This is a genomic window from Micromonospora sp. M51 (assembly GCF_018070305.1).
Classification (GTDB): Bacteria; Actinomycetota; Actinomycetes; order Mycobacteriales; family Micromonosporaceae; genus Micromonospora; species Micromonospora parva.
On sequence record NZ_JAGPXZ010000066.1, the window covers coordinates 1 to 14186 of the forward strand.

Sequence of the window (14186 nt, forward strand, 5' to 3'; positions counted from 1 at the left end):
CAGCGAGCCGCTGCACGCCCACCCGATCTCGTACGACACCGTCGGCGACGGGCTCGGCTTCTCCGCCAACTACACGCCCGCGATCAGCGGCACCGCCACCGGCGTCGGCGAGTTCCACGACCCGTACGTGCAGGACATCAGGGTCGGTGTGGCCGGGCTCGCCGCGCCACTGGTCAAGGTCGACGGCTGGACGGACTGGACGGTCAGCCCGCACTGGAGCGACGGCACGCGCACCATGCGCGCGACCATCGGCCACGGCCTGCCCTTCGCCTACTTCCAGACCACCGGCGGAAACGCGCAGATCAGCACGGCCGGCACCCCCGACGTCTGGTCCAACAGCGGCGCCACCATCGGCTTCCGGGTCAACGGCCACGACTACGTCGGGTTCGCCCCCAGCGGCGCCAGCTGGACAGTGGCGTCCGGCCGGATCTCATCCACGCTGGCCGGTCGCGGTTACTTCTCGGTCGCCCTCCTGCCGCCGACGTCGAGCACCACCGAGCGCGCCAGCCTGGCCGCCACCTACGGCCAGTACGCGCACGCCCACGTGACCGGCACCCAGGTGTCGTACGCGTACAACCCGGCGACCAGCGGCCTGACCACCACGTACGCGTTCACCACGACCGCCCGGGAGGGCACCGCCACGCAGACCGTGGTCAGCCTCTACCCGCACCAGTGGAAGTCGCTGAGCGGCTCCACCGCGATCACGCCGACCTACCCGTCGGCGCGCGGCCGGATGAAGGTGCTCACCGGCGTCAACCAGTTCCGCACCGCCATGAAGTTCCAGGGCATCCTGCCGGAGTTGCCGGCCGTCGGTGACGGCAGCGGCGGTGACCTGTCGACGCTCACCGGGCACCTGGCCGCCACCCGCGCCAACCCGATGGACCAACGCGGCAACGACACCTACTGGACCGGCAAGGGGCTCGGCCGGGCCGCCCGGATCGCCGAGATCGCCGACCAGGTCAACGACATCACGACGCGCGACAGCGCGCTGAACGCGATCCGCAGCACGCTCACCGACTGGTTCACCGCGTCCAGCGGCAAGACCAGCCGGGTCTTCTACTACGACAACAACTGGGGCACCCTGATCGGGTACCCGGCGTCGTACGGCTCCGACCAGGAGCTCAACGACCATCACTTCCACTACGGCTACTACATCGCCGCCGCCGCGACCCTGGCGAAGTTCGACCCGGCCTGGGCGGCCACCAGCCGCTACGGCGGCATGGTCGACCTGCTGATCCGGGACGCCAACAACTACCGCCGCGACGACACCCGGTTCCCGTACCTGCGGGACTTCGACATCTACGCCGGTCACGACTGGGCGTCCGGGCACGGCTCCTTCGGCTCCGGCAACAACCAGGAGTCCTCGTCGGAGGGGATGAACTTCGCCAGCGCCCTGATCCAGTGGGGGCAGACGACCGGCAACACCGCCGTCCGGGACGCGGGCGTCTTCCTCTACACCACGCAGGCCGCGGCCATCCAGGAGTACTGGTTCGACGTCAGCGACCAGAACTTCCCCAGCGCGTTCGGTCACTCGACCGTCGGCATGGTCTGGGGCGACGGCGGCGCGTACGCCACCTGGTTCAGCGCCGAGCCGGAAATGATCCAGGGCATCAACCTGCTCCCGGTCACCGGCGGCCACCTCTACCTGGGCAACAACCCGGCCTACGTGCGGACCAACTACGCCGAACTCGTCCGCAACAACGGCGGACAACCGACGGTGTGGCAGGACATCCTCTGGCAGTTCCAGGCCCTCGGCGACCCCGACGCGGCGCTGGCGAACCTGCGCGCGAACCCCGGCTACACCCCGGAGGAGGGCGAGAGCCGGGCACACACCTTCCACTGGATCCGCAACCTCGCGGCCCTGGGCAATGTCGACACGACCGTGACCGGCAACCACCCGCTGTCGGCGGTCTTCTCCCGCAACGGGGCCCGCACCTACGTGGCGTCGAACCCGACGGCGACACCGATCACTGTGACGTTCTCCAACGGCACCGCCCTCACCGTGGGAGCCGGCAAGACGGCAACCACCGGGGCGTACACCTGGAGTGGTGGCAACGCGGCCGGTGGCGTCCCCCCGACGACGCCGACGGACCCCCCGCCGACGACCACGCCGCCGCCGACCCCGGGCAACCCGACGCGGTACCTGTTGCCGGGTGGTGGGTTGGCCGCCGCCGGTAGCGCGGCCACCACGACGGTCGCGGCGGCGAACGGGAACCACGACGGTACGCCCACCAACGCCCAGGTCTTCACGGCGACCGGTCTCAACCTGGCCTACACGGGCGGGCAGACGGCGTTCGACCTGTTCGTGGACGCCGGGACGGCGGTCGGCAACGGGGTGCAGGTGCGGGTCTCCTACGACCTCACCGGCAACGGCAGCTGGGAGCGGGTGGAGACGTCACGCTACTTCGCCACCGACCCGGTTCCCGGCTACGAGCACTACACCCAGAACGCCGGCCTCTCCTCGGCCACCGGCACGTTGGGCACGCTGAGCAACGGCACGGTCCGGGTGGAGGTGTGGTCGGCGATCGGCAACAACCCGAGCACCGTGGGCATCGGCAACCAGTCGGTGCTACGGCTTCCGTACTCCTGATCGATCTGTTCGTCCCGACACGACGTCGGCCGGTGCGCAGGACCAGGATCGGTCCCGCACACCGGCCGACGCGTGCGATCAGTCAGTCAGTCTCAGGTGGCGGTGCCGGGGGGGGTCATGCCGGCCCCACTGCCGTTGCCCTGGCAGCCGAACTGGGGGACCTGGCCCGCGCCGAGCCGGCCGTTGTAGTCCACGTTGGCGAACCGCACCGTGCCGGTGGAGCCACTGGCCGTCGCGCTCCAGGTGTTGGTGACACTCGCACCGCTCGGAAGCGTGAGGCTGACGTTCCAGCCGCTGGTCCCGGCGGAGCCGGCGGTGACCTTCACGGTGGCCACGAATCCACCGGTCCACGAGTTCAGCGACACCGATGCCGAGCATCCCCCGGTCCCCGGCGGCGGGGTGGTGGGCGGCGGGTCGGTGGGCGGCGGGGTCGTGGGCGGCGGGGTCGTCGGGATGCCGGTCCCGGCGTTGAGGGCGTTCAGGACGTTGGTGTACGCGGCCTTCTTGTTGCCGTTGCAGTCGAACAGCAGGGCGTTGTCCGAGCCACGCCACGAGTCGCAGTCCCGCACCCCCCAGACCGTGATGCCGGTGCAGCGTGAGACGTTCATGCAGGCGCGGGTGACGGCGCCGAAGATGTTGGCCTGGTTGCCACCGGTCATCACGTCCAACTCGGTGATCTGCACGTCCACACCGAGATCGGCGAAACGCTGCAGGTTGGCCTGGTAGTCACCGGCCAGCGAGGTGCCCAGGTGCGACTGGAACCCCACACAGTCGATCGGCACACCACGGGACTTGAAGTCCCGCACCATGTTGTAGATCCCCGTCGACTTCGCGTTGATCCCGTCGGTGTTGTAGTCGTTGTAACACAACTTCGCACCCGGATCCGCCGCCCGCGCCGCCCGGAACGCCGCCTCGATCCAGTCATTACCGGTGCGCTGCAGGTTCGAGTCACGACGCCCACCCGAACCACCGTCGGCGAACGCCTCGTTCACCACGTCCCACGAGTGAATCTTGCCCCGGAAGTGCGTCGCCACCTGGGTCACGTGGTTGATCGCCGCGTTGCGCAACGCGCTACCCGACATGCCCTGGGCCCAACCCGGCTGCTGCTGGTGCCACAGCAGGGCGTGACCCCGAACGCTCATGCCGTTGGCCTGGGCGTGACTGACCAGGCGATCACCACCGGTGTAGCTGAACCGACCCTGCTGCGGCTCGGTGGCATCCCACTTCATCTCGTTCTCGGCCACGACACTGTTGAACTCACGGTTCAGGATCGTCGTGTAGACGCTGGTGGACAGCTTGCCCGTCGCGACAGCGGCCCCGAAGTAGCGACCCTTCTCCGCCGCCGAGGCCCCCAGGGTCGTGCCGGCGCTGGCCGTGGAGGTCAGTGCCACCGTCATCCCGGCGGCGAGAACGCCGGTGACTGCGATGGTCACCGCCGCTCGCAGGGCTCTTTTGTGATTCATCCGGATTCCTTCTCTGTGGTGGTGCGGTGATGGAAGCGCAGCGCCCGAATCTGCTCATGCGACATCGGAGACGACAGCAGCGGTCGCCGTCGCGGAAGCAGTGCGGGGAATCCTGAACCGACGTCCGGCATGCCCTGGGCGGACGTCGCGTTCCGAGGGGCCACAGCAGGTTCGCCCGGTGAACCACAGGTGCGGCCGCCCTCAACCATCGACTGTGAGCGATAACATGCCGTTCGTCAAGTCGTAGCCGGCCGGACCGAGGCCGGGTCACCGCGGTCGGGGCGGCGGGGCGCGTCGGTGTGCTGCCGGAGCCGCAGGAACACGGCCCCGGCAGCGCCGGTCACTGGAACGAGGCGTCGTCGACGAGGAAGCTGTCGGTGCCCTGCGCCGTCTCCACGTAGAAGGTGGCATTGGACAGCGTGCCGCTCCACGACACGGTCGTGGTGCCCGTGAGCAGCGTCCAGCCGTTGACGGTCACCCCCACCGCCGGGGTCAACTGGAGGTAGCTCGTCGTGCCGCCGGCGGTCAGCGACAGGGTCGCCTTCGCCGACGGGGTGCCGCTCTGTGCGCGTACCCAGACGTTGGTGGTGTAGCTCTTGCCGTTGGTGAGCCGGGCGGTCACGTCCTGACCAGGACCGTTCCACGCGCCGGTGCGGCCGGTGATCGACAACGACCCGCCGCCGCCGTGCGCGACGGTGGTGTTCCGGGCGAGCGTTCCGCTGCCGTGCACACCCCAGCCCGTCGTGCCGTTCTCCACGTCGCCGTTGGTGAGCAGGTTGGCGCTACCCGCGGTGCCGCTGAACTGCCACCAGTTGATATTGAAGAGGTTGCCGCTGCCGCCGGCGAAGCGGAGGTAGAGGTCGTGGGTGCCGGTGGCGCCGCTGACCGCGCAGGTGGTGGTGGTCCAGGTTTGCCAGCCGCCGGTGCCGCCGACGGTGCAGGTGCCCACGGTCGGGCCGGTGGCGCTGTCGAGGCGTACCTCGATCCGGCCGCCGCTGGTGGCCGAGGCGACCCGGGCGCTGAACGCTGTCGCGCCGGCGCCGAACGCGACGCCTTTGACCTTGATGTAGTCGCCGTTCTCGATCCAGCCGACGTTCATCCCGCCCTCGCTGGACGCCTCCGTCTCGATCCCCGCACCCCAGGCGATCGTCTCGGCCTCCTGGCGCACGTACGGGTTCAACGTGCCGATCTGCGGCGCGCCGGTGGTGGTCATGTTGATCGTCGGGAACGTGCCGTTGCTGTTGTAGGTGAACTTCTCCACCGCGACCGACCGGGTGTAACCGCCACCGCCGGGCAGGGCCCCGTTGTGATAGAAGAAGTACGACCCGCCCTGGAAATCAATAACCCCGGCGTGGTTGGTGAAACTCGCCCCCTGCCTCGGCATGATCGTTCCCCGGTACGTCCACGGCCCGGTCGGCCCGGTCGCCGTCGAGTACGCGAGGAACTCCGAGCAGCACTCCGCGGCGAACACGTTGTAGTACAGGCCGTTGCGCTTGAACACCCACGGCCCCTCCTCGTACAACGTCGGCCGACTCGCGTTGCCGGTACGGGTACCGAACCCCGCCGTCGTCAACGGAATCCGGGTGGCGCTGCCGGAGAACGAGATCATGTCCGGGTTCAACCTCACGTACCACAATCCCGGGTTTCCCCAGTACAGGTACGCCTGCCCGTCGTCGTCGATGAACGCGTGCGGGTCGATCTCGTTGTTGCCGACCAGGGGTCGGCCGAGCGCGTCACGGAACGGCCCGGTCGGGCTGTCCGCCACCGCCACCCCGATGACCATCTGCCCGTTCGAGCGCTGGCGCACCGGCACGTACCAGTAGAACTTCCCGTTACGCGCGATGACCTGCCCGGCCCACGCGTTGGCATCCGCCCACGCGAACGTCGCCAAACTCATCGGCGAGCCGTGATCGGTCCAATTCACCATGTCCGCCGACGAGAACACCCGCCACTCCCGCATGGTGAAGTACGTCGAGCCGTCCTCGTCGTGGCCGGTGTAGAGGTACACCCGACCGTCGTGCACCATCGGCGCCGGGTCAGCGGTGTAGATGTGCTGGACGATGGGATTGTCGGCAGTGGCCGTGCCCGGGGTCAGGGCGAGGACGCAGGCCATGCTCGCCAGCCAGGCGATGGCGCGCCTGCCCCGGGTGGTGGTTCGATCTTGCACCTTCACGATTACTCCCACAGAGAGTGTGCCGTGCGCGATGTCCGCCTCGACGCGCCACCGCTGTCCTGGCTGCCGCCCGAACGGACTCTGCTGTCCGCACGCCAAGCAGCACGACCGGCGGCCGTGTTAGCGTTAACAGCTGTTGTCGGACGCCTCCCTCCCCGTCTGACCTGGAATTTTGCGAGACGCGGGATGACCGTCGTAACCACATCGCAGCATTGATGTATCGACGTTGACATCCAAGATTTACGATGCACCGTACTGAGCGACACGGCGGGCGTCAACGGCCGGGCACCCGCTCTTCATCCATCGCCATCCGTCACACAGGGTCACATTTTGCTGGCCCGACGCCCAGCCGGTGTCCGTTTCGGACCTTTGCGGTCCTCCAGCCCGACACCTCCGGGCCAGGTCGCCGCACGGACGGGCCGCCGGGTCGATCCGGGGGTTGCGGGCATGTTAACGACCAACTATGTTAGCGATCACATCGATGTGCCGCGATAAGCGTCAGGGGTGGGCACCCGGCGTCCACAGCGACCGCGTCCCCACCACCCGCACCGCACCCGTCGTCGGCAGTTCACCGCCGACGGCCCCGCCGCCATCGATGGCGGCCCCGACGTACCGGCCACCTGGAGGTTCCCCATGCCACCCCCGCCCCTCAGCCGCCGCCACCTGCTTCAGGCCGCCGGAGCCACAGTGGTGCTCTCCGCGACCGGCGCCGCCGTCGCGCCCGGGAGCGCGTCTGCCGCCATCGTGCCCCCGGCCCGCTCCGACATCGGCGTCTCGGCGTACCCGTTCGACCCCGGTCAGGTCCGACTCACCGCAGGCCGGTGGATGGACAACCAGAACCGCACGCTCAACTACCTCCGGTTCGTCGACGTCGACCGGATGCTCTACAACTTCCGGGCCAACCACCGGCTCTCCACCAACGGCGCCGCCACCAACGGCGGCTGGGACGCGCCGAACTTCCCGTTCCGGACCCACATGCAGGGGCACTTCCTGAGCGCCTGGGCGTACGCGTACGCGGTGCTGGGCGACACCACCTGCCGGGACAAGGCCAACTACATGGTGGCCGAGCTGGCCAAGTGCCAGGCCAACAACTCCGCCGCCGGGTTCGGCGCGGGTTACCTCTCCGGCTTCCCGGAGTCCGACTTCACCGCGCTCGAGGCCCGGACGCTGTCCAACGGCAACGTGCCGTACTACTGCATCCACAAGACCCTCGCCGGGCTGCTCGACGTCTGGCGCTACACCGGAAACACCCAGGCCCGAACCGTGCTGCTGGCCCTCGCCGGCTGGGTCGACAGCCGCACGAGCCGACTGAGCTCCAGCCAGATGCAGTCGATGCTGGGCACCGAGTTCGGTGGCATGAACGACGTGCTCACCGACATCTACCAGCAGACCGGCGACTCCCGCTGGCTCACCACCGCCCAGCGGTTCGACCACGCCGCCGTGTTCAACCCCCTCGCGGCCAACCAGGACCAGCTCAACGGGTTGCACGCCAACACGCAGGTGCCCAAGTGGATCGGCGCGGCCCGCGAGTACAAGGCCACCGGGACCACCCGGTACCGGGACATCGCCAGCAACGCCTGGAACATCACCGTCGGCGCGCACACCTACGCCATCGGCGGCAACAGCCAGGCGGAGCACTTCCGGGCGCCGAACGCGATCGCCGGCTACCTCAGCAACGACACCTGCGAGCAGTGCAACACGTTCAACATGCTCAAGCTGACCAGGGAGTTGTGGCTGCTCGACCCGAACCGGACCGACTACTTCGACTTCTACGAGCGCGCCCTGATCAACCACCTGATCGGCGGGCAGAACCCGGCCGACAGCCACGGCCACATCACCTACTTCACCCCGCTGCGCCCGGGCGGGCGTCGCGGGGTGGGCCCGGCCTGGGGCGGCGGCACCTGGAGCACCGACTACAACTCGTTCTGGTGCTGCCAGGGCACCGGCCTGGAGATCAACACGAGGTTGATGGACTCCATCTACTTCTACAACGGCACCACACTGAGCGTGAACCTGTTCACCCCGTCGGTGCTCAACTGGACGCAGCGCGGCATCACCGTCACCCAGAGCACCAGCTACCCGGTCAGCGACACCAGCACCCTGACCCTGTCGGGGACGATGAGCGGCTCGTGGAGCATCCGGGTGCGGATCCCGTCCTGGACCAGCGGCGCGACGATCACCGTCAACGGCACTGTGCAGAACGTCGCCACCACCCCCGGCAGCTACGCCACCGTCACCCGCACCTGGGCCGCCGGCGACACCCTCACCGTGCGACTGCCGATGCAGGTCGCCATGCGGGCCGCCAACGACAACGCCTCGGTCGCCGCCGTCACGTACGGCCCGACGGTGCTGGCCGGCAACTACGGCAACACCGCGCTCAGCGCCCTGCCCGCACTGACCGTCTCCTCGATCGCGCGTACCAGCACCAGCTCGCTCGCGTTCACCGCCAGCGCCAACGGGTCCACCGTCAACCTCGCCCCGTTCTACGACGCCCACGGCTACAACTACACGGTCTACTGGAACACCAACGGCGGCGGCAGCACCGGCGGCAGCTACCGCCTGGTGAACGTCGGCACCGGCCTGGTCCTCGGCGTGCAGAACATGTCCACCGCCGACGGCGGGCTGGCCGTGCAGTGGGGCGACAGCGGCACCGCCGACCACAACTGGGTGATGGTGACCGACGGCAACGCGGTGCGGTTCCGCAACGTCCACAGCGGCAAGGTCCTGGGCGTGGAGAACATGTCCACAGCGGACAACGCCCGGGTCCTGCAGTGGGCCGACAACGGCACCGCCGACCACCGCTGGATCCTCGTGGACAACGGCGACGGCTCCTACAAGATCCGCAACGTCAACAGCAACAAGCTGCTGGGAATCCTGAACGGGTCGACCGCCTGGGGAGCGCAGGCCGTGCAGGATTCCGACAACGGCAGCGCGGACAACCGGTGGAGGCTCGTCCGCAACGCCTGACATCCGCCCCACCCCCGGGCTCACCGGCGCGGTCACCCGAAGGCCGCGCCGGTGACGCCGGGCGGGCGCCCGGCAGCGGCCGTACAGTGGGGAGGGTCCTGGCCCCAGTGAACGTGGCGGACGTGTCGGCTCGTGCCGCTTCCGCCCGGAAGGAGCACAGTGAACCGCCCCCTGCGCACCACACTCGTCGGCGCGTTGACCGCCGCCATGCTGGCCACCGTCGCCGTCGCGCCGGCGCAGGCGCACCCCGCCGGGCGGCCACCGGCCGTCCTCGCCCTCCCCGACGGGTTCCAGCCCGAGGGCATCGCCACCGCCGGCCGGTACGCCTACTTCGGCTCCCGCGCGACCGGCGCCATCCAGCGCGTCGACCTGGTCACCGGCCGGAGCACGACGATCGGCGCGGCCACCGGCACCCCGTCGCTCGGTCTCAAGGTCGACGCCCGTGGCCGGCTGTTCGTCTCCGGCGGCACGGCCGGCGACGCCCGCGTGCACGACACCCGCACCGGCGAGGTGCTGGCCCGCTATCAGCTCGCCACCGCCCCGACGTTCGTCAACGACGTGATCCTGACCCGCGACGCCGCGTACTTCACCGACTCGAACCGGCCGGTGCTCTACCGGCTGCCGTTCGGTCGCGGTGGGTCGCTGCCGCCCGCCGACGCCGTCACCACGATCACCCTGACCGGCGCGTACGAGCAGGTCGGCACCGGCGTCAACCTCAACGGCATCACCACCACACCGGACGGCCGGGCGCTGATCGTCGTCCAGTCCACCGCCGGCACGCTGTACCGGGTCGACCCGGAGACCGGCGCGAGCACCGTCGTGGACGTGCCGGGGCACACCTTCACCAACGGTGACGGACTGTTGCTGCTCGGCCGCACCCTCTACGTCGTGCAGAACCGCCTCAACCTGATCGCTGTGGTCCGGCTCAACCACGCCGGCACCGCCGGAACCCTCACCGGCACCATCACCGACCCGAACTTCGACGTGCCCACCCCCGGCGCCGCGGCGTGGGGCCGGCTCTACCTGCCCAACGCCCGGTTCACCACACCACCGACCGCCACCACGCCGTACACGGTCGTCGCGGTCCGCGCCCACTGAGCGACCCGAGGGGGTACGCGCCACGCGGGTGCCCCCTCGGCCCGCCGCTCTGGATCTCCATCGTGGCTGGACCGCCAGTAGGATCACTGGCACCTCGGCGATGACTGTCGCCTCGTGCATCCGGAGTCCGTGTGGCCGCCCGTTCGAACCGTTTCCTGCGCCGCGCCCTGGCCGTGGGCTGCCTCCTCGCCGTCGCCGCTCTGCCGACCGCGGCGCCAGCCGCACGACCGACCGCACTGCGCGCCGCACCGGCCGACGCCCCGCAGGTCACCGTGCTGCGGATGCTGCAGATGAACCTCTGCAACAGTGGCCGCGCCGGTTGCTACACCGGCCGGGCGCTGGCCAGGGCCACCGAGGTGATCACCGCCGAGACGCCCGACCTGGTCACCCTCAACGAGATCTGCGCGAACGACCTTGCCGTCCTGCGCCGCGTGTTCCAGACCGTCCACCCCGGCCGGACCGTCGTGGCCGCGTTCCAGGCCGCCGGTGACCGACCGAGCGGCGACGACACCCGCTGCCGCAACGGCCAACGATTCGGCATCGGGCTGCTGGCCCACGCGCGGGCAGCGGCCGGCCCGGGCACCGTGTACGCCGGAACCCATCCGACGCAGGACCTCGCGGACCCCGAGGAACGGGCCTGGCTCTGCGTCGACGCCGACGGCGCCCTGCTCGCCTGCACCACGCACCTGTCGGCCACCGGCTACCGCGTCGCGCTCACCCAGTGCCACCACCTGCTCGACGTCATCCTGCCGGGGATCAGCCGCGACGCCGGAAGCCTGCCCACCGTGCTGGCCGGCGACCTCAACCTGCGCGCCGGCCACGACCCCGACGTGCGGACCTGCACGCCTACCGGCCATCAACGCATCGACGACGGCCGGCTGCAACACATCACGGCGACCCCGGACATCACGATCTGCTGTCGCACCGTGGTGCCCATGCGCGAGGCGACAGATCACCCCGGGCTGCTGGCCACCCTCACCGTCGGCCACAGCCGCCGGCCGGCCTGACCCGCCGCCGCACCGGCGTGGACGGCGCGGGCCGAGCCGGGCGGCGTCAGCGCGGGCCGAGCCGTGCGGCGTCAGCGCGGGCCGGGCCGGGCCGAGCGGCGTCAGCGCGGCGGTGTGTCCCGGCGGGACGGGAACGGCGTACCCGGCTGGCCGAGGGTGGAGCGGGCCCGCAACCCGACCGGATCGGGAGCGGCGGTGGGCGCCGGGGCCTCCGGTGCGGCGAGCCGCCGCCCGTCCAGGTACGCGGTGGCGGCCCGGTCGTCGTCGGTCGGAGCGGCCAGCAGCGCGTAGAGCAGACCGACCACCCCGAAGATCACCGCCAGCACGATCGGCACCAGCAGGGTGCTCACCCCGGTGCCGGTCACCTCGCCGGTCCCCTCGTGGCGGTGCACCGACAGGGCGCTCATGCCGGTGAAGTGCATCCCGTTGACGGCGATCCCCATGACCAGCGCGGACGCGAAGATCACGACCCCCCGCCGGACGGTCATCGCGAGCCACAGGGCGACGGTGGCCGCCACCACCGCGATGACCACCGAGAGCACCACCCGGACGGTGTCGTAGCCGAGGCTGCCGTTGAGGCGCATGGCGGCCATCCCGGTGTAGTGCATGGAGGCCACGCCGACACCGGTGAAGAGGCCGCCGGCGATCAGGCGTACCGGATTGAGCCGGCCGGTGCCCACGATGGCCAGGCCGATACCCACCGCCACCACGGCGATGGCCGTGCTGGCCGCGGTCAGCGGCACGTCGTAGCGGATCCGGGTGTTCTCGACAGCGAAGCCGAGCATGGCCATGAAGTGCATCGCCCAGATGGCGGTGCCGCCCAGCGCCCAGGCCGACAACAGACCCCACCATGCCCGCTGACCGCCGGTCCGGGCCGTGCGAATGCGTCCGGCACAGACCAGACCGAGGATCGATCCGAGCACGGACAGCGCGTAACTCAACGCGGGCGTGATCCACCCGTACTCAAAATGATTGATTTCCGCCACGGCGGCTTTCTCCCCATTCGTTACCGGCCCGTCAACACGACGCCTCGGCAATGATCAGGGGTGCCGTGATCAGGCGCAACAGCGCCTTGGCGGCTATTCGTAAGGTGCCGTCGCGGTAACCGTCCGCTGCGTCGATTCGCCGACGAAAAATGACGGATCGTCATTGTCAGGCGGACGTGTGGTAAGCGAGAACGCCCCGATTGACCGCCGCTATAGCCTGTCGCGCCGTGGAGCGCAGCTCACTTGCGGCGCCACCGGAGTCGGCAATCTGACCGAGCAGGTCGACGACCTGTCGGGCCCACCGAACGAAGTCACCGGCGGGCATCTCACCATCGATCTCGTGCCCGCTGCCGAGCACCTTGGCCAGCGCCTCACCCCGAGCCCACCGGTAGACCGGCCAGGCGAACCCGAGATCCGGTTCCCGGGTCGCGGTCAGCCCGCGCGCCGCCTCGTCGGCCTCGATCTCCCCCCACAGCTTCAGCGTCTCGTCCACCGCGTCGGCCACCGGCCCGCGCGGCAGCGACGCCCGCTCGTCGACATCACGGCGCGCCTCGAACACCACCACCGACACCGCGGCGGCCAACTCGGCCGGCGACAGCCCGTTCCACACCCCCCGGCGCAGGCACTCGGCGACCAGCAGGTCCGCCTCGGTCCAGATCCGGCCCAGCATCCGACCGGCGTCGGTGACCGCGCCGTCGCGGGCGAGGTACCCCCGCTCGGTCAGCAACGCCACGATCCGGTCGAACGTCCGGGCGAGGGACCCCGTACGGCCGCTGACCCGCTGGCGCAGCTCCTCGGTGTCGCGCTCCAGCCGCCGACGCCGCTCCGCCCAGCGGGCGTGCTCCTCCCGCTCCGGGCAGGCGTGGCAGGGGTGGTGGCGCAGCTCGGTGCGCAGCTGGGTGATCCGGTGGTCCTCGCCGGTCACCTGCCGCGAACGCCCTCCGCGCCGACCGCCGTGCCGGTCCAGGCCGGTCCCGCTGACCTCGGCGGCGAGATCCCGCCGGGCGGCCGGTGACCGGTGGTTGAAGTGCTTGGGCACCCGGATGCGGGCCAACACCTCGGCCGGTGTGGTGAAGTCGCCGGGGCTGACCCGCCCGGCCCAACGGTCCTGGGTGAGCACCAGCGGCCGGGGCTCACCGAACCCGCCGGTCGCCGGGTCCAGCACCACCGCCAGACCGGCCCGCCGGCCCGACGGCACCCGGATCACGTCACCGACGCGCAGCCGCTCCAACGAGGCCACCGCGGCGGCCTTGCGCTGGGTCTGCCCCTGCCGGGCGATCGCCTTCTCCCGCTCGGCGATCGCCACCCGCAGCGCGAAGTACTCGTCGAAGTCGCCGTGGTGGCAGGCGGCCTCCGCGCCGTACGCCTCGATGGTCTCGGTGTTGCGCTGCACCTGCCGGGCCAGACCGACCACCGACCGGTCCGCCTGGAACTGGGCGAACGACGACTCCAGCAGAGCGCGGGCCGGCTCCGCGCCGACAGTGCCGACCAGGTTCACGGCCATGTTGTACGACGGCCGGAAGCTGGAGCGCAGCGGGTAGGTGCGGGTGGACGCCAACCCGGCCACGTGCCGCGGGTCGGTCTCCGGGGACCACACCACGACGGCGTGCCCCTCCACGTCGATGCCACGGCGCCCGGCGCGCCCGGTGAGCTGCGTGTACTCCCCCGGGGTCAGGTCGACGTGCGCCTCGCCGTTGTACTTCACCAGCCGTTCCAGGACGACGCAGCGGGCCGGCATGTTGATGCCCAACGCCAGGGTCTCGGTGGCGAAGACCGCCTTGACCAGGCCACGGACGAACAGCTCCTCGACGACTTCCTTGAACACCGGCAGCATGCCCGCGTGGTGGGCGGCCAGGCCGCGTTCCAGACCGTCCAGCCACTCCCAGTAGCCCAGGACCGACA

At 70.3% G+C, this 14186-nt stretch carries 8 protein-coding genes; 4 read left to right on the forward strand and 4 right to left on the reverse strand.

Going from position 1 to position 14186, the window contains the following annotated elements:
• Positions 1–2590: glycosyl hydrolase (locus KBX53_RS06145; RefSeq protein WP_210858100.1), on the forward strand; the 2590-nt coding region annotated here is incomplete at its 5' end.
• 92 nt (positions 2591–2682) lie between these two features.
• On the opposite strand, the gene KBX53_RS06150 is transcribed toward KBX53_RS06145, so the two are convergent.
• Both KBX53_RS06150 and KBX53_RS06155 read right to left on the reverse strand, forming a co-directional pair.
• Positions 2683–4053: an endo-1,4-beta-xylanase gene (locus tag KBX53_RS06150; protein WP_210858101.1), complete on the reverse strand. Its 1371-nt coding sequence runs from the start codon at positions 4051–4053 to the stop codon at positions 2683–2685.
• A gap of 340 nt (positions 4054–4393) precedes the next feature.
• Positions 4394–6166, reverse strand: coding sequence for a family 43 glycosylhydrolase (locus KBX53_RS06155; protein WP_210858104.1), 1773 nt, complete (start codon positions 6164–6166; stop codon positions 4394–4396).
• 693 nt (positions 6167–6859) lie between these two features.
• On the opposite strand from KBX53_RS06155, the gene KBX53_RS06160 reads away from it, so the two are divergent.
• From KBX53_RS06160 to KBX53_RS06170, 3 genes are all read left to right on the forward strand, one after another.
• Positions 6860–9193, forward strand: coding sequence for a beta-L-arabinofuranosidase domain-containing protein (locus KBX53_RS06160; RefSeq protein WP_030332948.1), 2334 nt, complete (start codon positions 6860–6862; stop codon positions 9191–9193).
• Between the two features lie 159 nt (positions 9194–9352).
• Complete coding sequence (locus KBX53_RS06165) at positions 9353–10291, forward strand: superoxide dismutase (RefSeq protein ID WP_210858102.1); 939 nt, start codon at positions 9353–9355, stop codon at positions 10289–10291.
• Between the two features lie 131 nt (positions 10292–10422).
• Positions 10423–11298 (forward strand): endonuclease/exonuclease/phosphatase family protein, encoded by an 876-nt coding sequence (locus tag KBX53_RS06170; protein ID WP_210858103.1) that lies wholly within the window; start codon positions 10423–10425, stop codon positions 11296–11298.
• Between the two features lie 101 nt (positions 11299–11399).
• Here KBX53_RS06170 and KBX53_RS06175 read toward each other — a convergent pair whose 3' ends face one another.
• Together KBX53_RS06175 and KBX53_RS06180 are read right to left on the reverse strand one after the other, a co-directional pair.
• Positions 11400–12284 carry an MHYT domain-containing protein gene (locus tag KBX53_RS06175; protein WP_030332944.1) on the reverse strand — a complete coding sequence of 295 codons (885 nt, stop codon included), beginning with the start codon at positions 12282–12284 and terminating at the stop codon, positions 11400–11402.
• A 166-nt stretch (positions 12285–12450) separates the two neighbouring features.
• A partial coding sequence (locus KBX53_RS06180) for a helicase-related protein (protein WP_369009999.1) occupies positions 12451–14186 on the reverse strand: 1736 nt, incomplete at its 5' end.

Coding starts and splice junctions, on each gene's coding strand:
- KBX53_RS06150 (WP_210858101.1), bottom strand. CDS start 4,053: ATGAATCACAAAAGAGCCCTGCGAGCGGCGGTGACCATCGCAGTCACC.
- KBX53_RS06155 (WP_210858104.1), bottom strand. CDS start 6,166: ATGGCCTGCGTCCTCGCCCTGACCCCGGGCACGGCCACTGCCGACAAT.
- KBX53_RS06160 (WP_030332948.1), top strand. CDS start 6,860: ATGCCACCCCCGCCCCTCAGCCGCCGCCACCTGCTTCAGGCCGCCGGA.